The sequence below is a fragment of the Actinomyces sp. HPA0247 genome (assembly GCA_000411415.1).
In the GTDB taxonomy this organism is placed as follows: Bacteria; Actinomycetota; Actinomycetes; order Actinomycetales; family Actinomycetaceae; genus Pauljensenia.
Genome location: KE150450.1, coordinates 642,425 through 668,605, shown reverse-complemented (window position 1 = coordinate 668,605; position 26,181 = coordinate 642,425). Strand labels below are relative to the sequence as shown.

The window sequence follows — 26,181 nt, the reverse complement described above, 5'->3', positions numbered from 1 at the left end:
ATCGGAGGCGCTTGGCGACTCAGTCGAGTGGAAGCGTCGGCTTCGGGGCGCCAGCGGTGCTCTTGCGCAGCGCGGGCAGGCCGATGAGCATGAGGAGGACCATCGCCCAGCCGGATCCCGACATGGTGAAGAGCCCGCCGCGCGCACCGATTGCGTCGATCGCGGGACCGGCGACCGCGGTGCCCAGGGAGGTGCCCAGGTTGATCGACGTCGACATCCAGGTCAGGCCCTCGGTGAGCTTCGCGGGGGAGACGGACTTTTGGATGATGACGTTGACGTTCGTCATGGTGGGGGCGCAGGTGAGGCCCGTGATGAGGATGACGATGGCCATCGTCCAGACGTTGAACGCCACGGGGAACAGGCTCATGCCGATCGCCATCGCGATGACGCCGATGACGAACAGCTGCCAGGTGGGGCGCCGCCACGTGCGGGCACCGTAGACGAGTGCGGCCGTCAGTGAGCCGATCGAGAAGAGCGCGAGGAGGATGCCGCCGAGCGCGGGGGTACCCAGCTCCTCGGTGAAGCTGACCATCGACACTTCCATCGCACCGAACGTCATGCCCATGCCGATGTAGGTCGCCGCCATGACGAGGACGACGGGCTTGCGGATGACGGACTCGCGCGGGGCGCTCGGGTCGTGGGGGATGATGGCGGGCTCGGAGTCGCGGCGCGATAGGAACAGGATGCCGCCCACTGCCAGGCTTGCGATCGAGATGATGAGGCCGGTCGCGGGGTGCACCGCGGTGCCCAGGACCGTGGAGAGCACGGGGCCCACGATGTACACGAACTCGTCGACCGCGGACTCGAGGGCGTAGGCGGTCGTCAGCTGTCCGGGCTTGTGCAGGATCGTCGACCAGCGTGAGCGCACGAGCGCGCCGGGTGCGCCCCACGTGGCACCCGCGAGGGCTGCCGGGATGAAGAGCGTCCACGCCGGGGCGTGCATGAAGACGGCGGCGACCAGCGCGGACATCGACAGGACCGAGATCGTCCACGCGGGGCCCATGACGCGCAGCTGCCCGTGGCGGTCGACGCGGCGCGCGAGGATGGGCGCGCAGAGCGCCATCACGATGATGTTGACCGCCGAGACGGCGCCGGCCAGCGTGTAGTTGCCGTACTCGGCGCGCACCATCAGGATCGTCGACAGGCCCACCATCGACATTGGCATACGCAGCACAAGGCCAGCCGCGGAGAACTTCCACGACTGACGGACACGCAGAATATCGAGATAGGTACCGAGCATCCTCTCATTCTACCGTCGGTCGGTAGGCGGAAAAGCCAAGAGGAATGGGGCGTACGTAACCATCCGGGCCCCGCCCGGGGGAGGAAAAACCTGGTGTCGCGATGACCGACGACTGCTGGCAAGCTGGGTGCCACGGGGAGGATAAGCCGTCAATATACCACGGCCTCGTCCGTAGGGGACGAGGCCGTGGCCAGGGGATGAGGAACAGGCTCAGTCGGTCACCTCGAAGACGCCGGTCTGGCCCTTCTCCGCCAGGGAGAGCGCGTGGTTGACGAAGGCGTAGTGGCCGGCCTCGAGAGGCGTGAACTCGACGAAGCCACCCTCGGCGGCGCCCAGGGATAGGACCTGGCCCCAGCCGCCACCGCTCCCGCCGCCGCGGATCACGTAGGCGCCCTCGCGCCACACGGTGTCGAACTGGGTGCCCACGACGTGGAAGGTGGTCGCCAGGTTGGGGCCCGCGTCCATGACCCACACGCGCACGCGCTCGTTGGTCTTGATCTGGATCGGGTGAGCCTTGTACTGGAAGGGCACGCCGTTGAAGGCCATTGCGTTGGGCTGCAGGGCCGACAGGAGCGAGGCATCTGCGGGCTGCCCGTCCGCGCCCAGGTAGAGCTCGGAGGCGACCATGACGTACTCGTGGTCGACCTTGTCGAGGTCGGTCGGATCAATGATGACGGCGCCGAACATGCCGTTCGCGATGTGCATCGACATCGGCGCGGTCGAGCAGTGGTAGAGCCAGATGCCCGCGTTCTTCGCGACGAAGGTGTACTCGAGGCTCTGCCCGGGCTCGATGGAGTGCATGACGTTGTCGGGGGCGACCAGGCCCGCGTGGAAGTCCAGCGAGTGGCTCATCGTCCCGTTGTTGACGAGCGTGATGTGGAAGGTGTCGCCGATGTGTCCGCGCAGGATCGGGCCGGGAGCGTCCCCGTTGAAGGTCCACGTTTGGCGGGTCAGCGTGTCGGTGACGTTGGTCGTCTGCTCGGTGACCGTGAACGTGTAGTGGCGCTCGGTCTCGTTCGTGGCCGCCGGCAGGACGGGGTCGCGCGCGTCGATGGAGGCCGCGTAGTCGGTCAGCTCGGTCGCCGTAGCCGGCCCGCCGGTGGTGTCCTGACCGTGGTTGTGTCCCGCGTGGCCGCCCGAGGCCGATGCCCCCGAGGAGGACGACGCGCCAGAGGAGGAGGCGCCCGTGGCCTGCACGTGCAGGGTCATGCCCATCTCGCGGTGACCCGGCAGGGAGCACCAGCCCTCGACGTCGCCGCCGATGACGCCGAGATCCAGCTCCTTCGTCTCGCCCGCCGCCAGGGACCCGGAGGATACGCCCGTCTCGAACACCAGGTCGTGGCGCTGGTCCCCCGAGTTCGTGAAGTCGATGATGAGGCGATCGCCGACCGGCACCTCAATGTGGTTGGGTGTAAAGGCCATGCCCTCGACGCCTACCGACACGCGGGTCGTGTGCCCGGTCGGCGTCACCGACGAGGCCGTGGTCCCCGAGGCGGTCCCCGTGCCCGACGTCGTGGGCGCGGACGGGTTGGACAGGAAGACCGCCAGCGCGAGCGCCACGACGGAGACGACGCCGATGATCGCGCCCGCCGTGCGGCTAATGGGCGAGTGGTCGCCCGCCGGGCTCATGCGCAGCTTCGGCGTTCCCGTCGAGCCGCCCGTCGAAGCGGACGACTTCGGGGTTTTTCCTCCCGATGAGGGTGACGCAGACAGGTTCAGGTCAGCCACGGTGGCCTCCTTGCGTGGTGGTGGGGGTTTGGGCGGCACGCTTGACGCGCGCCTGGGCCACGCCGCAGCGGGCCATGAGGATGATGTCGATGACGTAGGTGGCCAGCAGGACCACCCATGCGGCGATGGTGAGGCGCTCGGCGGACACGCCGCCCAGGGATGCGACGGCGAGGGCAAACACTGCGGCCACGTTGCGCGCCGCCTCCCGGATGGGAGCCCCGGCCTCGAGCACGCCGACCCCGACGCGCACGGCGGACGGGCCGCCGCCGATGACGACGGGCATCAGGTAGGTGAGCGCGCCGACGAAGAGTTGGCCGACGCCGGCCGCGCCGAGGATCGGCAGCCACGGCAGGAACGCCGCGCGCAGGCCGGTCGCGTCCGCTGCCTCGAAGGCACGCAGGGACGCTCCCGCGCCGGCGACGAGAATCCAGGCGGCACCCAGCGTGAGGGACCACGCGCCGTACTCGGCCGGACCCTTTGTGAGGGCCGCGCGAAGGAGCGGAACGCCGACGCCCAGCGCCGCCGCGCCCACGACGACGAGGAGACCCACCGACGCCACGCGCATCGACCCGGCGAGCGTGCCCGCACCCGCGACGAGGAGCGCAGCCACCCACAGAGGCAGGGCGCTCGTCGCGAAGGACACGGCCCGCGGATCCATGCGCGTGCGCATCGCGGTCGGCCCCAGCGTCACCAGGGTCCCGCCCATCGTCAGGCCCACCCAACCGGCGACACCCGCCAGCGCGTGGGCGACCGTCAGGCGGTCCCTGGCCGAGGCCAGCCACGCGGGCGCGTTCGCGTCAAACATGGCCGCCGTCACGAAACCGGCCAGCGTCGCGCCGACCACCAGGAAGAACGCCGCCGCGATGTAGTAGCGAATAATCACCGCGAAACGCGACGCCAGGCGCTCGCGGGATGCGGTGAGCAGCGCCCACCCGTGCCACGCGGCAATCGCGCCGACGATGGTCGCACCCGTGACGGTTGCGTGCCACAGATTCGACCACATGCCGCCGATGAGGAGCAGGAGGGAGAGGTTGAAGGCAATGATGCGCACGGTGTTGTCGCGCCCGGCGCGTCGGTCGTCCGGGGCCAGGTGTGCGAGCGCGCGCGTGAAGTACCAGGACCACTGGAAGATCCCGTTTGACAGGACGCCGAGGGTTATCAGGTGGATCATCGTCCACAGGTTCTGCGGGATGAGGCCGCGCGCGACGATCGTGATCGCGGCGCACGCCGCCGCCACGCACATCCAGATGGAGGTCGCGCGGTCCGTGCGGGGGACGCGGGGCTTGCTCATCACACCTCCGTTCCGCCCGACGATGCGGGACCCGAGGAGGGCGAGTCGGCCTCGTCGATGAGGCGGCGTTCCCGCGAGACCGCGCGCGCCCGGCGAATCGTCACCGTCAGCGTCGTTGCGACGAACAGGAGGACGCCCACGACACCCAGGGTGCCGCCCAGGCGCCACGGGTAGGCAGCCTCGCGCGCGCCCGCGAGGAGGCGCAGAGCGAGGGAAACCTGGAGGAACGCGAAGGGCACCCACATGGCGACGTGGTAGGGGACCTCGCGCCGGGCGACCGCCGGGATGATGACGGGAGCGTGGGCCAGCAGCATCGAGACGACGAAACCGATCGTGATCGCGTGGACGCCGGCGTCGTAGCCGTACCCGTCGAAGGCCGGGGGCGCGACGATCCACATCAGCGCGGGCACGAGCGCCCACGCGTAGCCGCTCAGCATGCACACGGCGGCCAGGCGCGGCAGGCCCTTCATGCGCACGGTGCCGCGCGCGACGTCGTGCCACGCGGTGTCCACCATGAGGGCGCCGAGGCTCAGCCCGATCAGCGGGTAACCGAGCGTGGGGGAGTAGAGCGCGACCGTCAGGCCCACCATGAGGGCGGCGCTCTCGGCGGTGATGCGCCGCTCGGTGGAGCCGGACGCGAAGGCGAGTCGCGCGAGTTCGACGCGCTCGCCGATGATTGTGACGATCAGGAAGGCCAGCCACCAGGGCACTGCGCGCGGCGTCTCGAGGCCTCGCCACCACAGGAGGATGCCGCCCAGCCCGATGAGTGCGCCCATCAGCTGGATGAGGACCGCGTGGGTGGCCTGCCTGCGCGCCCACACGTAGCAGTAGATAGACGTTAGCGCTGCCATACCGAGGGTGATGAGGAATCCGGGCATCATGCGCTCGGGCGCGAATCCGGTCAGGTGGGCGGCGAGGAAACGCAGGATCGGGAGGTTCGCGAGCGCCTCGCGCACGCCCGCATTCACGGAGATGACGACCGCGCTGATACCGCCCGCGCCGGTGAGCAGGGGAGCCGCGTACGCCCACGCGCGACGCCCGTCGGACTGCAAGGCGACCGCGCGCTCGAGGCAGATCGCGGTGCCCAGGAACCCGTAGATCATGAGGAGTCCGTGCACGGTCCCCAGGCTCGTCGAAGCCACGGGTGCGAGCGCCCCCAGGCGCACGAGGGAAGCGTCCAGTCCCGCGAGAAGCGCGATGCCGGCGAGGAGGAGGAACGCGAGGCGGCCGACGGGCAGGCGGGGGATGGGCGGCCTCGTCACTATCGACGAGGCGTGGGCTGGCGCATCCGGTCCCGCGTCGCGTGCGGGTGGGCGTGCCTCGCTCATGTGGGCTCCTGGAGGTGGTGGGCGTGAGTCGGGCCCCGGCGGGGCGACAGTGCCAAGGTAGCCGCCCCGTCACCAATTTTCTAGGGGTGTGAGCGGTAAAAATGTGCGATAGGGGAGTCAGGGTCCCCTGGATGAATGGGTGCGCATCAGGTTTCCGTCCGGTAATATTGTCCAGGTCACGCATCTATGAACACAGGAGTGGACGATGAGCGATCTTTCATTTGTTGCCGGCGAATTCCCTCGCCTCGCTTCGACGGCGCGCGAGGCCGCAGAGGCAGTTCGTTCGGCTCGCCCCGAGGGCGGAGCCAGCGCCTTCGCCTCGGCAATGCCCGGCACGAGCCTGTCGTCGCAGATGCAAGGCGTCGAAGATAAGTTTGCGGACCAGGCAACCAAGACGGGCACGAGCCTGGATGAACACGCTGACTCGCTCGAAGCTGCCGAGCGCGACTTTATCGCCACCGAAGACGAGAACAGCCAGCTCATCGGTTCCATCATCGACGGCAACAGCTACGGTGGGGGCTCCGGCTCCGGCGGTGGCAACATGCTCAGGGGCCACAGCATCGGCTCGGCCCTGTCGGGGCACAGCGCCGGCGGACAGGCCATCGACGACATCATCAACGGTGGCGGGAGTGTCAGCGGCCACAGCTATGGCTCGGGTATCAGCGGCCACAGCTACGGCTCCGGTAACGGTGACTCGGGCGATGTCATCGGCGATCCCGATCACGTGATTAACCCCCATTTTGGCTCGCGCCCCGGAGACTGGCGCATGCCGGATCCTATTGTGGGAGGCCCCGCCCTGCCGCCTGACATCTCCGAACCCATCCGCGGTAAGGTCGACGAGGCCGTCGAGGGCGTCAAGGAGACCGTGAAGGAGTTCGTCGAGGGAATCGAGAATCTCGACCCGTCGCAGATTGCTGGCCCGATCAAGGCTCCCGACTCGTCGTGGCTGAATGATCTGTCCGGCAAGTGACGAACCGGCGCTCGCGCGGCCGCGCACATTCACGGTCGGTCGCGCACATCCGCGGCCACGCGTGACCAGCGAACATAGCAGGGGGGCGGCGCTCATATGAGCGCCGCCCCCCTCGCGCAACCCGCGTGAGCGGGCGCCGTCAGAGCATCAGCCGTTCAAGGCGTCGGACACGACCTGCTTGGCGGCCTCCTGGACCTGCGCCAGGTGCTCGGCACCCTTGAAGGACTCCGCGTAGATCTTGTACACGTCCTCGGTGCCCGAAGGACGCGCGGCAAACCACGCGTACTCGGTCGTCACCTTCAGGCCACCGATGGGCGCGTCGTTACCGGGCGCGCGCACCAGCTTCGCGACGATCGGGTCGCCGGCCAGCTCGGTCGCGGTCACGTCGTCCGCGGACAGCGCAGCGAGCTTCGCCTTCTCCTCGCGGGAGGCGGCCGCGTCGATGCGCGCGTAGGCGGAGGCGCCGAAGCGCTCAACCTGCTCCTCGTGCAGCTGCGACGGGGTCTTGCCGGTCACGGCCAGGATCTCCGAGGCGAGCAGCGCCAGGATGATGCCGTCCTTATCGGTCGACCACACGGTGCCGTCCTTGCGCAGGAAGGAAGCTCCCGCGCTCTCCTCGCCGCCGAAACCGACGGTCCCGGACAGCAGGCCGGGCACGAAGTACTTGAAGCCCACGGGCACCTCGATCAGGTCGCGGCCCATCGCGGCCACAACGCGGTCGATGAGGGCGGAGGACACCAGGGTCTTACCCACGGCCGCATCCGCACCCCAGCCGGGACGGTGCGTGAACAGGTACTCGATGGCGACGGCCAGGAAGTGGTTCGGGTTCATCAGGCCGTCGGGGGTGACGATGCCGTGGCGATCCGAATCCGCGTCGTTGCCGGTCGCAATGTCGTAGGGGGTGTTGCCCTCGGCGTCCGGGGTCATGGCCTGACGCAGAGACGCCATCGCGTAGGGCGAGGAGCAATCCATGCGGATCTTGCCGTCCCAGTCCAGGGTCATGAAGGGCCACGCCGGGTCGACCTCGGGGTTCACGACGGTCAGGTCGAGGCCGTAGTGCTCGCCGATGGCCGCCCAGTAGTCGATCGACGCGCCGCCGAGCGGGTCCGCACCGATGCGCACGCCCGCCTTGCGGATGGCTTCGATGTCGATGACCTGGTCGAGCTGCGAGACGTAGAAGTCTAGGTAGTCGAAGGGCTTGATGTTCGGGTCGTGCAGCAGGTCCGAGCCGGTCACGCGGGGAACGTTCTTCCATTCACCCGAGTCGAGGAGCTCGTTGGCGCGCGCCGCGATCCAGCCGGTCGCGTCGGTGTCGGCGGGGCCGCCGTGAGGCGGGTTGTACTTGAAGCCGCCGTCGCGCGGGGGGTTGTGGCTGGGGGTGACGACGATGCCGTCGGCGAGGCCGTCGCCCTCGGTGCGCAGGTTGGCGGGTGCGCCGTTCGCGCCGAGGATGGCGACGGAGACGGCGGGGGTGGGCGTGTAGGAGCCGCGCGAGTCGATGCGCGTGTCGATGCCGGCACCCGCGAGGACCTCCAGGGCGGTGCGCCACGCGGGCTCGCTCAGGGCGTGCGTGTCACGGCCGATGAACAGCGGTCCGTTGATGCCCTGGGAGGCGCGGTACTCGATGATCGCCGCGGTGATGGCGATGATGTGCGCCTCGTTGAACTTACCGTCCAACGAAGCGCCGCGGTGGCCCGACGTTCCGAACGCGACGCGCTGTCCCACGTCGGTCGGGTCAGGGACGATGTCGTAGTAGGCGGAGATGACATCGTCGACGTTGATGAGGTCTTCTGGAAGGGCACGTGTGCCAGCTCGTTCATGCATAGTGACAGTGTTGCACGTTACGCCGCTTTGTGGGTAGCGCCGTCCCAGGGCGTGGACTTTTCCTTGTTTTCTCTTGTTCGAGGTTGTGGCTGGGAGGGCGCAAAAGGGCAGGTGGCAGCGGGGGTAGCCCCGGCCTCGTCCCCGAGAGAGAACAGGGGGTCTGCACGTTTTCCCAAAACCGCCAGCGAGCGACTATCCTATGAGATATCGGTCACCGAAGACCGTGACTGTGTCGTCAGGAGGAACACCGTGGGATGGTTTGATTCCATCGAACATAACCGTTGGCTGAGCAGCCACATGCAGGCGCTCATTGAAGAGGCTGAAGGCGCGATCGTCGCGACTGGTTTCGCGCACCTCGACGCTGATGGAAAGCCCGACCCGACCCGATCAATCGACCTGGCTGTCACGGGCCGCATGGCCTACGTGTTCTCGCTCGGCGCACTCATGGGCCTGCCCGGCACACGCCGCTACGCCGATCACGCCGTCAAAGCACTCACCAACTACTTCACGGACCCCGTCAACGGCGGCATGTGGTTCGCCATCAAGCCCGAACCCGACGAGGACGGACACGGCGTTCCGTGGGACGAGGCCTCGCGCGTGAAATCGCAGTACCACACCGTGTATGCGCTGCTCGGCGTGGCCGCCGCGACCGTCGCCGACCGCCCCGGCGCCCACGAGCTCCTCAACCGCATGCTCGACGAACAGAAGGAACTGTGGACCGACGACTTCGGGCGCGTCTGGGACGAATACGACGAGGCCTTCACCGAGGCCGTCCCCGTCCACACGCTCGGCACCCTCATCCACACGATCGAGGCCTACATGGCCGCCGCCGAGGCCACGACCGAACCCGAGTGGCTCGACCGCGCCGAGAAGATGACAGCATTCGCCTACAAGGTCGCTTCCAAGAACGGATGGCGCATCCCTGAGTACTTCGACGAGAACTGGGAACCCAACCACGAGGCCGGCAAGCTCCTCAACGACGGGCGCCGCTACTACAAGGGGTACGTGACCGGCCACTCGATGCAGCTCGCACGCTTCGCCCTCCAGGTGCGCGCGGGCCTGCGCTCGATGGGGTGGGAGGTGCCCGACTACCTCCTCGAGATGGGGACCGAGCTCTTCGAGCGCGCCCGCGTCGACGGATGGCGCCGCACCGACGCCTGCCCCGGCTTCTCCACCGGCGTGGACGATGAGGGCGACCCGATCCCCGGCGAAGACGAGCACCAGCAGTGGGTTGTGTGTGAGGGCGTATGCGCCGCTGTCGCCGTTCGCCGCGCAATGCTGGACGACGGCGCCCGCGTCTCCGACGTCGAGCACTTCGAGCACTGCTACCGCTCCTTCGTCGACTACATCCACGACTACCTCATCAGCCAGCCCGGCCGCTGGGTGCGCCGCCTCGGCGCCCACAACGAGAACGTGCAGCCCGCCAAGTCCTCGCGCTGGGACGTCTACCACGCCATCCAGGCGACGCTGGCGATCCGCGTGCCGCTGTGGCCCCCGACGGCCCCCGCGCTCTCGCGCGGCCTCCTCGACCGCCCCGAGGAACCGGCCCCCGACAAGAAGTCCTGGAACTTCTTCGGCCTGCGCGGCTGACGCATCAAGTGTCTGATGGGCTCGGGCCCGGGGATGCGAGGGTCGCATCCCCGGGCCCGGTCCTGTAGGATGATCCGAGTCTGGAGGGCTGTCTGAGTGGCCGAAAGAGACGGTCTTGAAAACCGTTGTGTCAGCAATGGCACCGGGGGTTCGAATCCCTCGCCCTCCGCAGAGCCGACCGCCAATGGGCATCGCGGCGAGCGCACGTTCGCGCTCGCGGCAAAAATGCCCTAAAGTAGTCGGCACTGGAGACGTCGCATAGTCCGGTCGAGTGCGCCTCCCTGCTAAGGAGGTAGGGGTGCATAGCCCCTCGCGGGTTCAAATCCCGCCGTCTCCGCGCATGACCCCCGCGCTTCGAGAGAAGCGCGGGGGTTTCGTATTCGCTGGGCCGTCGGATTGGCTCGCACGTGGTGTGTGCGGATTAAAGGACAAAAAGTGTTGGTTTTGTGGTGACTTTTCGGCTTGCTGGTGAGGGAAACTTGGTGTTGAAGGTGGTGGGAGCCAACTTGAAGGATGGACAAAACGTGTTGGTTTTGTGGTGACTTTTCGGCTTTCTGGTGCGGAAACATCGGTGTTGAAGGTGGTTGTTTCATCGTGGGGTAGGAACATCCCCACAGGCCCGATACGCGAGCCCATCAGCGCGCACCTGGGCCCGATAACTCGCACGTGGGCCCGCTGATTCGCACGTGGGCCCGACAAGTCGCACGTGGGCCCGATGGTATGCGTGTGGGTAGCGCCGCCCACGTGCATGTCGAGGGGTTTACGTGCGTATCAAGGGGTTTACGCGCGTACTCAGGGGTTAACGTGCGAATGCGCAATGTGGCTGTCGGGTTGCTACCACCCTGTCCAGGCGCCCGACAATGTGCGCGAGCAACCCATACCCCCGGGAACTGCCTAAAACGCAGACCACTTCGCCACTAGCAGCCCGGTTTCAGTGTTTTTCACCGAGGTGTTCTGCGGTTTGGGCGCCACATCACCTCGAACAGCGGCCGCGCCGCCGCCAAGCGGGGGGAATTGCATCATTAGAGCTGCGACACGCCGGCGACACGCCGTCAGAGCGCCCCTAATGCTGCAAAACCCCCACCGCCACCAACCTGATGTGCGCCGCATCGCCCACAAGTCCTGGGCACAGGACCGGTTGGCGCGAAATAATTCGCCCAACACCGCCCCTCCAGTGGCATTCCCGCGAAAAAACTCGCCCGGCAAGCGCAAAAACGCCGAATTTGGGGTGTTGTGAGCGCGCAGGGCGAACTTTTTCGCGCTTTCACGATCTAACAGCGATGCAGGGTGAACTTTTTCGCGCGTGCAGACGTAGGCCCTCCAGTGCACTACCCATCAGCACACCCGGCCCCACCGGTCTGGAGGGCGTCAGCGGACCCGGAGGGCACGGCTGCGGCGCCAGTGGATAACGGGGCCCGACCGCAGTATCCACAAACAACAGCAACACCCAGCCCAAGCAAATTTCGCATGCAATTCCCCCAAGACACTGATCCATGCACACTCAAAAACCGCAGAATATCAACGATTAGACTTCAACATTTGAAATATACTCAGGGGAATTGCATGCGAAATTGCCGAGATGTAGTCAGGACTCAGTACCATGCCGCGACCGGCCCAACTGGTATGGAGGGTGCCAGAGGGGCCGGAGGGCACGGGAGGATTCGAGGCGACGCGTAAAGTCGCACATCAGCGACCAGGCCCGCTGGTATGGAGGGCGCCGGAGGGTCAGGAGGGCCTGGCTGCGGTGCCCGTGGGCGGTGGCAGGGCCTGGCCGGGCTTCGAGACGGTGCGCCGAGCTGAAAGCTCGCGACGCGGACGGCTCGTGAGCGGGCCACGGCCCACGGGCACACCAAGCAGCCCGGCCCCACACGCCAACGGGTGGAGCGCAGTGCGAAAGCTGAATGGAGCGGCGGGACGTGCCTCGAGCTGACATCCAGCTGGGCAATACGGCAACAGGAACCCCTACTCATCAAAGCCTTATGGATGCTGAGTAATCGTGCGCCAGGAAAGTGCAATGTGTGATGTGTCACTAGATTGAGTGATTATGTATCGGCTAATGCCTATTGCGCTGGTCATATTTTGATGATGGTCGCAGGAGCGTTCTGATAATTGCTCAGAAATCTCTTGATGCTGCGGGCATGCGCTCACTGACCAGGGGTTCAGAGAAGTTGTTATATAGCCGTTATGCCCGGAATTTCAACGAAATACACCGTTGTAGTTGTGGTTCAGGTGATACCTGTTAGGCATGGTGGCAGCCGCTACTCCTTCACTAGGCTGGGACGCAAGTCCTGTCCATTTTCAGTTAGAAGGAGAAGTCGATGTCTCGACTGCGTCCGTTCCGCGCCCGTGTGGGCGTTGCGGGTGCTGCCAGCTTGGCCGCTCTCTCGCTTCTCGTCACGTCGCTGACGCCTTTCGCTTTGCGAGCCAGCGCCGCTGAGGAAAGTACGCAAGCAACCGACGTGGCGTCCTCGCAAGACGCTGCCACGGCCTCGTCCGAGTCCGAGGCTGCCGCCGCGCCTGCCGCCGAGGCCGGGGTCGAAGCCCCCGCCGTCGATACCGACGCAGCCGGCGCCGACGCTGCCGAGGCCGGGGCCGAAGCACCCGCCGCGGAGGTCGCACCCGAGAACCAGCCCCGCACGCGCCGCGCCCGCGCGGTAACGGAAGACCAGGCGACCCTGGCCCTCAACGTCGTCAACGACGCGCAGACCCTGCGCATCCACGACGAGCAGATCACGACGATCAACTACTCCTGCTCCTCGGTGACCACCCCCTGTAAGCAGGCCGAGATCGAGCTGACGCTGCCCGGCCCCATCACGCCGGACGGCCTCAAGCTCGTCGAGCGCGGCTACAACGTTGTCCCCGTCACGGGCGGCAGCGTCACCAAGACGATCACCTCGACCGAGAAGAACCCTGACGGCACCCGCGTGCAGCGCTACATCTTCAAGCTGAAGGATCCACTCCCCGCCGGCACGTCGGACCGCATCCAGGTCACCTGGTACTACAACTACTACGACGCTCCGAACAACTCGACCACCACGCAGAAGGTGCGCTTCAGCGCGCTGAACGCTGAGAAGATCGAGAACGAGCTCACCACCACGTGGACCGCCGACACCGACATCGCGATCGAAAAGAGCGGCCCCACGAAGCCCGCCAACTACCCTGCGGTCGGCGGCGAGGCCACCTACAAGCTGCGCTACGGCTACCAGCAGATCGACCAGACCGACCCCAACAAGGTCGGTATCCGCTGGAACGGCTCCACGATGAAGAACGGCATCAACGGCATCGGCTTCGTGGGTGTCCAGAACATCAAGGTTGTGGACCCGCTGCCCGCCAAGGCCGTCTTCGTCACGGCCTCCGACGGTGGCGTCTACGATCCGGCCACCCATACCGTCACCTGGTCCTACGATCGCTGGTTCTGGCAGAACCCGATCGATTCGACCGTCACCGTGAAGTACCCCGAGGGTACGGTTTCGCTCGATGACACGGTCACCAACAAGGCGACCATCAGCGCCGAGGTCATGAACGACCCGACGAAGACCCTGACGAAGAGCTCCGAAATCACGCACGGCTTCGCCGAGCGTAAGGTCGGCGGCCGCATCATGAAGACCGGCAACGACTACCAGTACCAGGTTCGCGGTGGCCTCTACCCGTGGCGTTTCGCCGGCATCAACTCGGGTAACACCACCCTTCACTTCCGCTGGGAAGATACCCTGCCCTGCACCTGGTCCACCCAGGATGCGAAGGCCGCCGGCGATTCCTGTGACCAGCCGACCATGGTGGGCCCCTACCGCTTCACCGTCTTCGGCAAGTCCGGATACGAGGACAACGGTGGCTGGACCCTCGAGTACTGGACCAACAAGGGCAACCACGAGACCGTCACCTACTCGAAGACGAGCCCTCTGACCCTGCCGGACGGCGAGTGGATCACCCGCTTCACCATCGACACCGACGCTGCTCCGCAGACCAGCCCCCAGGCGTGGCTGTACGGCACGACGCCTAAGACGCTGCCCACGACGGAGCCCGCGGACTTCACCTCGCACTACAACCCCGCGCTGCCTCCGGAGAAGTACTACAATTACGTGGCCTCCCCGGACTACGTGCGCTTCCAGAACTGTGCCACCGGCACGGTGACCGATAAGGACACTGGGACCGTCGTCACCTCGAGCGACGAGCTCTGCTCCTGGATGCGCGTGCGCGACGAGTTCCCGAGCGTCCAGGTCTACAAGACCGTGCGCACCAACCCCGTGGTCGTGGGCAAGCCTGCCACCTTCTTCATCAACGGCACCGCCAAGACTCAGACGGAGGGTGGCACCCCCACGCCGTTCACCGTTGTGGACCTGCTACCCGAGGGCTTCGACGTCGACGATGCCTCGGCGATCGTTCCCGAGAAGCGTTCCACGCTGAAGAACGCCGACGGCACCCCCTACGACCTCAGCAAGGTCACGGTCGAGATCGAGAAGAACTACAACAACACGGGTCGTACCCTGATCCGCTGGAACGTTCCGGACCCGGTCGAGGGCAGCCTGTACTCGACCTTCAATGTCAACGTGCTCGCGACGGCCGCTGCCGGCCAGAACACGAACGACGCCATGGCGTTCATGCCCGGCGACGGTGCTAAGTCGAGGACCGAGGACCAGAGCCTGCGCAACACCAACTACTGCATCGGTAGCCGTGCAGTCGACACCTTCGACGTCAACGGCAACGGGTCGACCACCGACTACGTGTGTAACGCGGCGACGAACTTCAACGTCGCGACCACCCCGTCGATGAATATCGCGAAGGAAGTCAAGGGCAACAAGAACGACGATTTCGTTCCCGCCGGTGAGATCGCAGAGATCGACCCGGGTGCGGACGGCGCCTACCGTTTCACGATCGCCAACACCGGTAACACCCCGCTGACGAAGGTCGTGGCCTACGACGTCCTGCCCCACCTGAACGACGTGGGCGTGGGTCCCGCCTCCTCGCAGGCACGCGGCTCCCACTGGAAGCCGAACCTGAACTCCACCACCTGGGCATTCCAGTCGGTGAAGCAGAAGCCGGGTCGTGACCCCGAGATCACGGCCGTTCCGGCCTCGGACATTACGGTCCAGTACTCGACGGTGCCCAACCCCTGCCGCGGTGAGGTTCTCTCCGCGGGCGGCTCGATGAACGATGCGCCCGCTGGCTGTACCCCCAACGCGTGGGGTGACGCTCCCGCCGACCTGACGACGATCACCGGCTTCCGCCTGGTGATGAACCGCGACATCGAGCCCGGTGAGAAGATCCAGTTCGTGGCGACCATGACCTCCCCGGTCAACGCCAACCTCATCGCCTGGAACTCGGTCGCAATGTCCGGTGGCTCCATGCAGAACGGCAAGGTGTCCTACCTGCTGCCCAACGAGGCCCCCAAGGTCGGCATCAACGTCTCCACCGACGTCGCGGTCGCCAAGACCGTGTCCCGCGTCAAGATGAACGGCGACGAGCCGGTTCGCGACGCCAACGGTATTCCCGAGACCCTCCAGTCGACGGAACCGATCATGCCGGGCGACTACATGCTCTACCGCATCACTCTGAACAACAAGGGTCCGGCTGTTGCTTCGGGCATGACCGTCAAGGAAGTGCTCCCGGCGGGTGTTGAGTACATCTCCGCTGAGACGCGCATCTGCCAGGACGGCGCGACGAACCCGTGCACCGGCACCGTGAAGGCAGATTCCGGCTTCGAGGTCCTGGACACGGACTGGCGAGCCATGGAGTCCGGCGTTCTCAACACCAACCTCTACGTGGGTGGCACCGAGACGCTGTATGTCCTCGTGAAGGTTCAGGACGGCACCGAGGGCAAGACCATCACAAACACGGCGTCCCTGGGCGACTTCGACCAGATCGACTCCAACAAGGACAACAACACGGCCAGCGCATCCTTCACCGTGGGTGGCACCATTTCGGGCACCATCTACAACGACAAGGACGCGACCTGGTTCAACGATTCGCCTGTCCTTGACAGTCCTTTCGAAGGCGTGACGGTTCGTCTGCTCGACGCTGACGGTAACCCGGTGAAGGACGCGTCCGGCGCGGACATCACCGCCAAGACCGACGCCGACGGTAAGTACACCTTCACCCGTCTGCCGATGGGCTCGTACAAGGTCGAGGTCGTTCCGGGCGCGGCGAAGGTTGACGGCTCTGACGTGAACCTGTCCGACTACAAGCAGACCTACGGCTACGGCTCGTCGACCAAGCGCAGCGAGGCCGGCAAGGGCAAGCTCGTCACGCCGAACCCGATCGAGCTGACGACCGCCGCCCCCAACGCCACGAAGGTCGACTTCGCGTTCGTGAAGCCCGCCTCGGTGGGTAACTTCGTGTGGTTCGACGCGAACAAGGACGGCATTCAGGACGCGGACGAGGCCGGTGTCCCCGGCGTCACCGTCACCCTGACGGACGGCGCCGGCAACCCGGTCATCGACCTGGACGGCAACCCGGTCAAGCCCGTGGTCACGGACGCCAACGGCAAGTACGAGTTCACGAACCTCATGCCGAACGTTGATCGGATCGTTGCGAACGCGGGCGAGGAGAACTACAAGGTTGTCTTCACGGTTCCCGCCGGCTACTCCGCGACCACGTCCTACGCGGCTGCGGATGGTGAGAAGGACTCCAACGGCGCCGACAGCTCCGTGACGCTCACCCAGGGCCAGAACGACGAGACCGTCGACTTCGGCCTCGTCGCCGACGGCACGATCGGTGACACCCTGTTCTGGGACGTCGACAACAACGGCGGTTCTGCGCCTTCAGGCCCGGACAAGCCGCTGGCCGGCGTGACCGTCACGCTGACCTACACGACCCCCGCGGGCGTGCAGAAGACGCTGACGACCGTCACGGACGCCGACGGACACTACTCGTTCAAGGACCTCGCCCCCGGCGATTACGTCGTCACCGTTGACAAGACCTCCCTGGCTACCGTGTGCCCCGAGTGCACCGCTCAGACCCACGCCCCCTCGGGCAACCTGACGGCCTCGGAGGGCCAGGAGCTTTCCCTCACCTCCAAGGTGACGCTGAGCCCCGGCGCGATGACGAACAACGACCAGGACTGGGCGTTCACCGGCGTCGCGAACACGGCGATCGTCAAGGCGATCGCGGATCCGACCGAGGTTCCGGCGGGTGGCTTCACCCCCGGCACGTCCGTCACCTACACGCTGACGCTCACGAACGAGGGCCCGAGCCCCGCCACCGGCGTCATCGCGCAGGATAAGCTCCCCTCCGGCGTGACCTTCGTGTCCGCGCAGGGCGATGGCACCTACGACGCCGCCTCCGGCAAGTGGGACCTCAGCTCTGAGGTGATCGAGAAGGACGCGACGCGCACCCTGCGCATCACCGTCACCATCGATGCCTCCGCCGCCGGCTCGGTCGTGACCAACACGGCCACGATTGAGAAGCAGGACCAGATCGGCGACAAGACGACGGACAACACCTCGTCCGCGGACCTGACCGCCGGCTACACGATCGCGGGCAAGCTCTACAACGATGCCAACGCCTCGTTTAGCTCCGATAACGGTGAGAACCCGTACGCGGGCGTGACCGTTGCCCTCCTCAAGAAGGACGGCACCCCCGTCCTCGACAAGGACGGCAACCCGGTCACGGCAGTGACCGATGCCGATGGCAAGTACTCCTTCCCCGGTCTGGCACTGGGCGAGTACACCGTCAGCGTCGTCGACCCGACCTCCGGTCCTCTGGCGGGCACCAAGCCCACCGAGGCCTACACGGGCCGCTACAAGACCACCGCGGACGTGACCATCGCCGAGGCCACAGGATCGGTCATCGACGTGAACTTCGGTTTCGTCAAGCCCGCCTCTGTCGGTGACAAGGTGTGGATGGACGTCAACCGCGATGGCATCCAGGACGCCGACGAGCCCGCGATGCCGGGCGTGACGGTGACGCTGACGCGCGCCGACGGCTCTGCCGTGACGGATGCGTCGGGTAACCCGGTTGCGGCCGTGACTACCGATGCGAATGGACAGTACAAGTTCGAGAACCTGCTGCCCGGCGATTACAAGGTGTCTTTCACGAACCCTGCGGGTTATGAGGCCACCGTGTCGGACGCTGGCAGTGATCGTGCTGCCGATTCCAATGGGACCGAGGCTTCGGTGACCCTCGCTCAGGGCCAGGACGATGCGACCGTGGATTATGGTCTGGTCGGTACCGGCGTCATCGGTGATCAGCTGTTCGTGGATGTCAACCAGAACGGTGGGGGTGCCCCCGATGCTGGTGACAAGGTGTTGCCGAATGTGAAGGTGACGCTGACGTGGACGGGTCCGGGTGGTATCACTCGCACGTTTGAGACGGTCACGGATGCTGATGGCAAGTACAAGTTCGAGAACCTGCTGCCGGGTGAGTACAAGGTGAGTGTTGACCCGGAGTCGCTGCTGGCTGCCGAGCCCCTGCTCGATGTGCTGACCCACGCCCCGTCCGGTGACGTGGCGGCCAAGAAGGTCGTGTCTGCGGATGTGAAGGCCGACAAGGACAAGCTGGCCGCGGCGTTCAACCTGAACGCATCGGTGACGCTGACGGGTGAGAAGAACCAGAATCTTGATCAGGATTGGGGTTTTGGTATCTCGGCTGACACTGCGATTATGAAGGCGATCACCGATCCGGATGAGGCTGCTCAGGAGTCCTTCGAGTTCACCCCGGGTCAGCGCGTGACCTACACGCTGACGCTGACCAATAATGGTCCGGGCGTGGCGACGGGTGTGAAGGCCGCTGACAAGCTCCCCGCTGGCGTTGCGTTCGTGTCCGCGCAGGGTGATGGCTCCTACGACTCGGCCACGGGCGTGTGGGATCTGTCTGATCTGACCCTGGCCAAGGGTGATGTCAAGACGATCACGATCACGGTTACGATTACGGGTGAGGGCGCGGGCCAGTTGGTCACCAACGTTGCTCGTATTACTCACCAGGATCAGGCAGGCGATGACCCGACCAACAACGAGTCTTCGGCCTCGTTCAAGGGCGGATACAACCTGGGTGGCACGATCTACCGTGACTCGGATGCGTCCTACTCCAAGGGCGACGACGAGCAGCGCTTCAAGGGCGTCACGGTCGCGCTGCTGAACGAGGATGGCACCCCGGTGCTCGACGCGAACGGTGATCCGATGACCGCGACGACCGACGAGAACGGTGCCTACCAGTTTGTGGGCCTGGCTCCTGCCTCGTACCGCGTGGTGATCGTGGATCCGAACGCGGGTGAGCTGGCGGGGCTGCTGCCCACGCAGGCCTACACCGGTCGGGGCGCCACCCAGGCGTCGGTCACCATCTCTGACGCGTCGGTGCAGGGCGTGGACTTCGGTCTGGTTGCCCCCGCCAGCATCGGTGACCGCGTCTGGAACGACGTCAACGCCAATGGCGCTGACGACGGCGAGCCCGGCATCGGAGGCGTGACCGTGATCCTCACCGACGCTGACGGTATGGAGGTGGCTCGCACCACCACCGACGCCAATGGCAACTACCGTTTCACGGGCCTGATCCCGGGCACCTACACCGTCTCCATCGAGGTCCCGTCCGGCTATGCGGCTGCGACCACCTCGATGAGCGTGAGCGTGGGTGAAGGCGAGGAATACGTGGACGCGGACTTCCCGCTCACCCTGATCCCGACCCCGACGCCGTCCACCACGGTTGCGAAGGTTCTGGCCCGTACCGGCTCGGACGCCTCCGTGCTCGGTGGTATGGCGGCCATGGCAGCCATTGCCGGGTTTGCGGCTCTGGCGGGTAAGCGCCGCCGCGACCGTGAGGAGGCCTAACCCGTAGGCGGGTGCACACCCCGCACGGGGTGCACGCCTGAACAGGGGAGGGGGCGCGAGACCAACACATGGTCCCGCGCCCCCTCCCCTATACCCACAAGGCGACGATCGCATCAGGGCCACTATCAATGTGACCTTGGACACCTGCATGTCTTGTCGTTTGCTCTGCCCGTGTCGTTGATCTGGTCATAATTTGATGAGCCATCGCGGCGGAACTTTTGATGATTATTCGATAAATCATAGGCCTGCGAGCGATTGGCCCACTGACCACTAGTTCAAAGAACTTGCTCAGAAACTGTGTAACCAAATCTCTGCGACATTGCAGTCTTTCACTGTCATCACGCGTCCTTCTGTAAGGGCTAGAGACGGCTGGTTGCCTTCACTACCCTGGAGACCATCCTGTCCATATTCTGCCCATAGAAGGAGAAGTCGATGTCTCGACTGCGTCCGTTCCGCGCCCGTGTGGGCGTTGCGGGTGCCGCCAGCTTGGCCGCTCTCTCGCTTCTCGTCACGTCGCTGACGCCTTTCGCTTTGCGAGCCAGCGCCGCTGAGGAAAGCACGCAAGCAACCGACGTGGCGTCCTCGCAAGACGGCGCCACGGCCTCGTCCGAGTCCGAGGCCGCCACCGCGCCCGCCGCCGATACCGACGCAGCCGGGGCCGAAGCCCCCGCCGCTGCCCGCGACGAGTCCGCCACCCTGGCAATGACCGTCGTCAACGACTACACCACCCTGCGCGTGCGCGAGGACCAGATCACGACGATTAACTTCTCCTGCTCCTCGGTGACCACCCCCTGTCAGGGTGCCGTCATCGAAATGACCTTGCCCGGCCCGATTACTCCGGCGGGACTGAAGCTCATCGAGCAGGGCTACACGGTCGTCCCCGTCACGAGTGACGTCGTCGCAAAAAGCGAAAACTACGTCGAAAAGTCGGCTGATGGAGCGCGCGTGCAGCGCTACCGCTTCACGCTGAAGGACCCGCTGCCCGCGGGCACCTCGGACCGCATCCAGATTCCGTGGCGCTACAACGGCAACGATGCACCGAACAACTCCACCACCACGCAGCACGTCGTCTTCTCGGCCAACAACGCCGCCAGCATCGAGCAGACGCTGAGCACGACGTGGACCGCCTCGACCGACGTCGCCATCGAAAAGTCGGGCCCGACCAACCGCCTGTACTACCCGGCGGTCGGCGGCGAGGCCACCTACGAGCTGCGCTACGGCTACCAGCAGAACGACACGACCAAGCCGAACTCGGTTGGCACCCGCTGGGGCGGGACCGCCTACAACGGCAAGGTCGTCGGCATCGGCTTCCAGCAGGTGCAGAACATCAAGGTCGTCGACCCCCTGCCCGCGCAGGCCGTCTTCGTGAGCGCCTCGAACGGTGGCGTCTACGATGCGGCGACCCACTCCGTGACCTGGTCCTACGACAAGTGGGCGTATCAGAACCCCATCGAGTCGACCGTCACCGTGAAGTACCCCGCCGGCACCGTGACGACCGCGGACACGGTCACCAACAAGGCGACCATCACCGCCGAAGGCATGAACGAGCCGACCAACGTCGTCACCAAGAGCTCCGAGATCACGCACGGCTTCGCCGAGCGCAGGGTCGAGGCCAGGGCTGAGAAGATCGGTACCTACAACCGCGACTACGCGCGCGGCGATACGCTCCCGTGGCGTTTCGAGGGAAGCAACTCCGGTAACACGACGCTCCACTACCGCTGGGAAGACACCATGCCCTGTACCTGGTCCTCCCAGGACGGCAAGGCTGCCGGGGATTCCTGCGATCAGCCCGCCTTCGTGGGCCCCTACGAGTTCAAGATTTCCACCAAGTCCGGATACGAGGAGATGGGCGGCTGGACCTTCGAGTACTGGACCAACAAGGGCAACCACGAGACGGTTACCTACAAGAACACTCGCACGCTTACCCTCCCGGACGGCGAGTGGATTACTCGCTTCGTCATCGAAACCGACGCTGCCCCGCTGTCCAGGCCGACCGTCGACCTGAGCGCCGCGGTCTCGCGCAGCGTCCCGAAGACCGAACCCTCGGACTTCACGAACCACTACAACGCCGTGCTGCCCCCTGAGCGCTACTACGACACCGTCGCCTCCGAGGACTACGTGCGCATCCAGAACTGCGCATCTGTCGTGGTCACCGACAAGGACACCGGCGCCGTCGCGCTGTCGAACGACAACACGTGTAGCTGGACTCGTATCCGCACCGAGGTCCCCGGCGTCCAGGTCCGCAAGGAACTGAACACCAACCCCGTCGTGGTCGGCAAGCCCGCCAATTTCATGATCGTCGCCGAGGCCCGCAAGGCCGTCGACGGCGGTACCCCCACGCCGTTCACGGTCGTGGACCTGCTGCCCGAAGGCCTCGACGTGGACGACGCCTCCAACATTCGTGCAGAGAGCTACTCCGTCCTGAAGAACCCGGACGGCACCGCCTACGACCCAGCAAGGTCAAGGTCGAGGTTGAAAAGAACTTCAATAACACGGGACGTACCCTGATCCGCTGGATCGTCCCGGATCCGGTCGAAGGCGCGTTCTTCTCAAGGTACAGCGCCAAGGTCCTGACCACCGCTCCCGCCGGCGACACCACGAACACCGCCTGGGCGTTCATGCCGGGTGGCGGAGCGAAGCCCTACGACCAGGACCGCGGTGTCCGTAACCTCAAGTACTGCATCCGCAGTCGCGCTCAGGACACGCTCGATCTCAACCAGGATGGTTCGACGACGGACTTCCTGTGCGACTCCAGCGTGAACTTTAAGATCGCCACGACCGCGGGCATGAACATCGCGAAGGAAGTCAAGGGCAACAAGAACGCCGACTTCGTCCCCGCCGGCCAGATCGCAGAGATCGACCCGGGTGCCGATGGCGCCTACCGTTTCACGATCGCCAACGCGGGCAACGCTCCGCTGACCAAGGTCGTGGCCTACGACATCCTGCCCCACCCGGGTGACGTGGGCGTCGGCCCCGCAGCCAACCAGGCTCGCGATTCCCGCTGGAAGCCGAACCTGAACTCCACGAACTGGACATTCCAGTCGGTGAAGGAACGCCAGGGTCGTGACCCCGAGATCACGACCGTTCCGGCCTCGGACATCACGATCCAGTACTCAACGGTGCCGAACCCCTGTCGTGGCGAGGTGCTGTCCGTGGGCGGCTCGATGAACGACGCTCCCGCTGGCTGTACCCCTGACGCGTGGGGCGATGCTCCCGCCGACCTGGCGTCGATCACGGGCTTCCGCATCGTCATGAACCGTGACATCGAGGTCGGCGAGAAGATTCAGTTCGTGGCGACCATGACCTCCCCGGTCAACGCCAACCTCATCGCCTGGAACTCCGTGGCGATGGCGGGTGGCGTCACCGAGAACGGCAAGGTGTCCTACCTGCTGCCCAACGAGGCCCCCAAGGTCGGCATCAACGTCTCCACCGACGTCGAGGTCGGCAAGTCGGTCGCCCGCGTCAAGATGAACGGTGACGAGGTCGTGCGTGACGCAAATGGCCTGCCCGAAACCATCGAGTCGACCGAGGCGATCATGCCGGGTGACTACGTGCTCTACAAGGTCAACCTGTCCAACAAGGGACCGGCCGTGGCCTCGGGCATGAACGTGGCCGACACGCTGCCCGATGGCGTCGAGTACGTCTCCGCTGAGACGCGCATCTGCCAGAACGCCGGTCCGATCCCGTGCACGGAGGGCGTGTACGCCCCCGCCTCCTACGACGAGGCCACCGGCACCTGGAAGGCGATGGAGTCTGGCATCCTCGACACCAACCTGAACGTTGGTGGTACCGAGACGCTGTACGTCCTCGTGAAGGTCAAGCCCGGTACTGAAGGCTCGACCATCACGAACACGGCGACGCTGGGCGATTTCGACCAGATCGACTCCAACAAGAAGAACAACACGTCGAGCGCGACCTTCACGGTTGGCGGCACGATTGCGGGCACCATCTTCAATGATGCCGACGCGTCGTGGACCTTCGGCCCGGGAGACGACAAGCCTTTCGAGGGTGTGACGCTGCGTCTGCTCGACGCGGACGGCAACCCCGTGAAGGACGATTCCGGCGCGGACATCACGACGAAGACCGATGCGGACGGTAACTACCTGTTCAACCGCCTGCCTCTCGGCTCCTACAAGGTCGAGGTCGTTCCCGGCGACGCGAAGGTTGACGGCGCCGACGTGAACCTGTCCGACTACAAGCAGACCTACGGCTACGGCTCCTCCACGGACCGTACCCAGGTCGGCCAGGGCAAGCTCGTCACGCCGAGCGCGATCGAGCTGACCACCGCCGCACCCAACGTGACGAAGGTTGACTTCGGTTTTGTCAAGCCTGCGTCCGTCGGTGACTACGTCTGGTTCGACGCCAACAAGGATGGCCTCCAGGATTCTGACGAGCCCGCTCTGCCGGGTATCACCGCAACCATCGTGGACGCCTCCGGTAACCCCGTCGTTGATGCGTCGGGTCGTCCGGTTTCGGCTGTGACGACGGGTGCGGATGGTAAGTACACCTTCGAGAACCTGCTGCCCGGTGATTACAAGGTGTCCTTCCAGACGCCGGCTGGCTATGAGGCGACGATCTCGGGTGCTGGTGCTGACCGCGCTCTCGATTCCAATGGTGCCGAGGCTTCGGTGACCCTGGTTCAGGGGCAGACGGATGACACGATTGATTTCGGTGCTGTTGGTACCGGCGTCATCGGTGATCAGCTGTTCGTGGATGTCAACCAGAACGGTGGGGGTGCCCCCGATGCTGGTGACAAGCCGCTGGCGGGCGTGAAGGTGACGCTGACGTGGACGGGTCCGGGTGGCATCACTCGCACCTATGAGACCACCACGGACGCTGATGGCAAGTACACGTTCGAGAACCTGCTGCCGGGCGAGTACAAGGTGTCGGTTGATCCGGAGTCGCTGCTGGCTGTCGAGCCCCTGCTCGATGTGCTGACGCATTCGCCCGCGGGTGATGTGGATGCCAAGAAGGTCGTGTCTGCGGATGTGAAGGCTGATGCGGACAAGCTGGCGCAGGCGTTTAAGCTGAGCGCGTCGGTGACGTTGACGGGTGAGAAGAACCAGAATCTTGATCAGGATTGGGGTTTTGGTATCTCGGCTGATACGGCGATTCTGAAGGCGATCACTACTCCGGATGAGGCGGCTCAGGAGTCCTTCGAATTCATTCCGGGAGCTCACGTGACGTACACGTTGACGCTGACCAATAACGGTCCGGGCGTGGCGACGGGCGTGAAGGCCGCTGACAAGCTCCCCGCTGGTGTTGTGTTTGAGTCCGCTGCTGGTGATGGTTCGTACGATCCGGCTACTGGTGTGTGGGATCTGTCTGGTCTGACTCTGGCCAAGGGTGAGGCGAAGAAGGTTGCTATCACGGTTGTGATCACTGGTGAGGGTGCGGGCAAGCTGGTCACCAACGTTGCTCGTATTACGCATCAGGATCAGGTGGGCGATGACCCGACGAATAACGAGTCCTCGGCCTCGTTCAAGGGCGGTTTCAACCTGGGTGGCACGATTTACCGTGACTCGGACGCCTCCTACTCGAAGAGTGATTCTGAGCAGCGCTTCAAGGGCGTGACGGTCGCTCTGCTGGGCGAGGATGGCACTCCGGTGCTTGACGCGAACGGTAACCCGATGACCACAACGACGGATGAGAAGGGTGCCTACCAGTTTGTGGGCCTGGCGCCCGCCTCGTACCGCGTGGTGATCGTGGATCCTGACAAGGGTGATCTGGCTGGTTTGATTCCGACCCAGGCCTACACGGGCCGAGGTGAAACCCAGGCGTCGGTGACGATTACGGATGCGTCGGTGCAGGGCGTGGACTTCGGTCTGGTTGCCCCCGCCACGATTGGTGATCGCGTGTGGAATGACGAGGACGGTAACGGTGTGGATAACGGCGAGCCGGGCGTGCCTGGTGTGCCCGTGATCCTCAAGGATGCCAGTGGCGTGGAGGTGGCTCGTACCACCACCGACGCGAATGGTAACTACCGTTTCACGGGCCTGATTCCGGGGACGTACACGGTTGATATCGAGGTTCCTGCCGGGTTTAACGCGGCCACGACCTCGATGACGGTGACGGTTGGTGAGGGTGAAGAAAACCTGGATGTGGACTTCCCGCTCACCCTGATCCCGGCCCCGACCCCGACCCCGTCCACCACGGTGGCGAAGGTCCTGGCCCGTACGGGTTCGGACGCCTCCGTGCTCGGTGGCATGGCGGCCATGGCAGCCATTGCCGGGTTTGTGGCTCTGGCGGGTAAGCGCCGCCGCGAGCGGCAGGAGGCCTAACCCGTAGGCAGACGCACACCCCACACGGGGTGCACGCCTGAACAGGGGAGGGGCGCGAGACCAACACATGGTCCCGCGCCCCCTCCCTTTTTCGCACCCGACCGCCACCTCGCCCACGACCATCACACCGCCAAGCAGAGTGCCGGCCCCGACCCCATAACCGAGCCCCGG

The 26,181-nt window shown here is 65.4% G+C and carries 10 protein-coding genes and 2 tRNA genes; 7 read left to right on the top strand and 5 right to left on the bottom strand.

The features are described from left to right. Window positions 1-19: 19 nt before the first annotated feature. The 4 genes from HMPREF1478_RS02710 to HMPREF1478_RS02695 form a co-directional block, all read right to left on the bottom strand. Entirely contained in the window at window positions 20-1,240 is a 1,221-nt protein-coding gene (locus HMPREF1478_RS02710) for an MFS transporter (RefSeq protein WP_016460547.1), read from the bottom strand. Between the two features lie 210 nt (window positions 1,241-1,450). Then, window positions 1,451-2,968 carry a multicopper oxidase domain-containing protein gene (locus HMPREF1478_RS02705; RefSeq protein ID WP_016460546.1) on the bottom strand — a complete coding sequence of 506 codons (1,518 nt, stop codon included), beginning with the start codon at window positions 2,966-2,968 and terminating at the stop codon, window positions 1,451-1,453. After that, window positions 2,961-4,259, bottom strand: coding sequence for a serine/threonine-protein kinase (locus HMPREF1478_RS02700; protein ID WP_016460545.1), 1,299 nt, complete (start codon window positions 4,257-4,259; stop codon window positions 2,961-2,963). Before HMPREF1478_RS02700 ends, HMPREF1478_RS02705 begins: the two co-directional genes overlap by 8 nt. Next, window positions 4,259-5,587 carry a DUF8744 domain-containing protein gene (locus HMPREF1478_RS02695; protein ID WP_016460544.1) on the bottom strand — a complete coding sequence of 443 codons (1,329 nt, stop codon included), beginning with the start codon at window positions 5,585-5,587 and terminating at the stop codon, window positions 4,259-4,261. The genes HMPREF1478_RS02700 and HMPREF1478_RS02695 overlap by 1 nt, the downstream gene beginning before the upstream one ends. Window positions 5,588-5,792: 205 nt before the next feature. On the opposite strand from HMPREF1478_RS02695, the gene HMPREF1478_RS02690 reads away from it, so the two are divergent. Then, a complete protein-coding gene (locus HMPREF1478_RS02690; protein ID WP_016460543.1) occupies window positions 5,793-6,557 on the top strand; it encodes a hypothetical protein in 765 nt (254 codons plus the stop codon). Window positions 6,558-6,704: 147 nt separating this feature from the next. On the opposite strand, the gene pgm is transcribed toward HMPREF1478_RS02690, so the two are convergent. After that, window positions 6,705-8,381, bottom strand: coding sequence for a phosphoglucomutase (alpha-D-glucose-1,6-bisphosphate-dependent) (pgm, locus tag HMPREF1478_RS02685; RefSeq protein ID WP_016460542.1), 1,677 nt, complete (start codon window positions 8,379-8,381; stop codon window positions 6,705-6,707). Window positions 8,382-8,630: 249 nt separating this feature from the next. Here pgm and HMPREF1478_RS02680 point away from each other — a divergent pair, with 249 nt between their 5' ends. From HMPREF1478_RS02680 to HMPREF1478_RS10810, 6 genes are all read left to right on the top strand, one after another. Then, a complete protein-coding gene (locus HMPREF1478_RS02680) occupies window positions 8,631-9,971 on the top strand; it encodes an AGE family epimerase/isomerase (RefSeq protein WP_016460541.1) in 1,341 nt (446 codons plus the stop codon). Window positions 9,972-10,053: 82 nt separating this feature from the next. After that, window positions 10,054-10,140 (top strand) — tRNA-Ser (locus HMPREF1478_RS02675). A gap of 78 nt (window positions 10,141-10,218) precedes the next feature. Then, window positions 10,219-10,308: transfer RNA gene (locus HMPREF1478_RS02670), tRNA-Ser, on the top strand. Between the two features lie 1,981 nt (window positions 10,309-12,289). Next, the gene (locus tag HMPREF1478_RS02665; RefSeq protein ID WP_016460540.1) at window positions 12,290-19,729 is read left to right on the top strand and encodes an SdrD B-like domain-containing protein; all 7,440 of its coding nucleotides are present in this window, start codon (window positions 12,290-12,292) and stop codon (window positions 19,727-19,729) included. 432 nt (window positions 19,730-20,161) lie between these two features. Beyond that, on the top strand, window positions 20,162-22,237 hold the full coding sequence (locus HMPREF1478_RS10815) for a DUF11 domain-containing protein (RefSeq protein ID WP_016460539.1): 2,076 nt from the start codon (window positions 20,162-20,164) through the stop codon (window positions 22,235-22,237). Between the two features lie 110 nt (window positions 22,238-22,347). Continuing rightward, window positions 22,348-26,010, top strand: coding sequence for an SdrD B-like domain-containing protein (locus HMPREF1478_RS10810; RefSeq protein WP_016460538.1), 3,663 nt, complete (start codon window positions 22,348-22,350; stop codon window positions 26,008-26,010). Window positions 26,011-26,181: the final 171 nt, after the last annotated feature.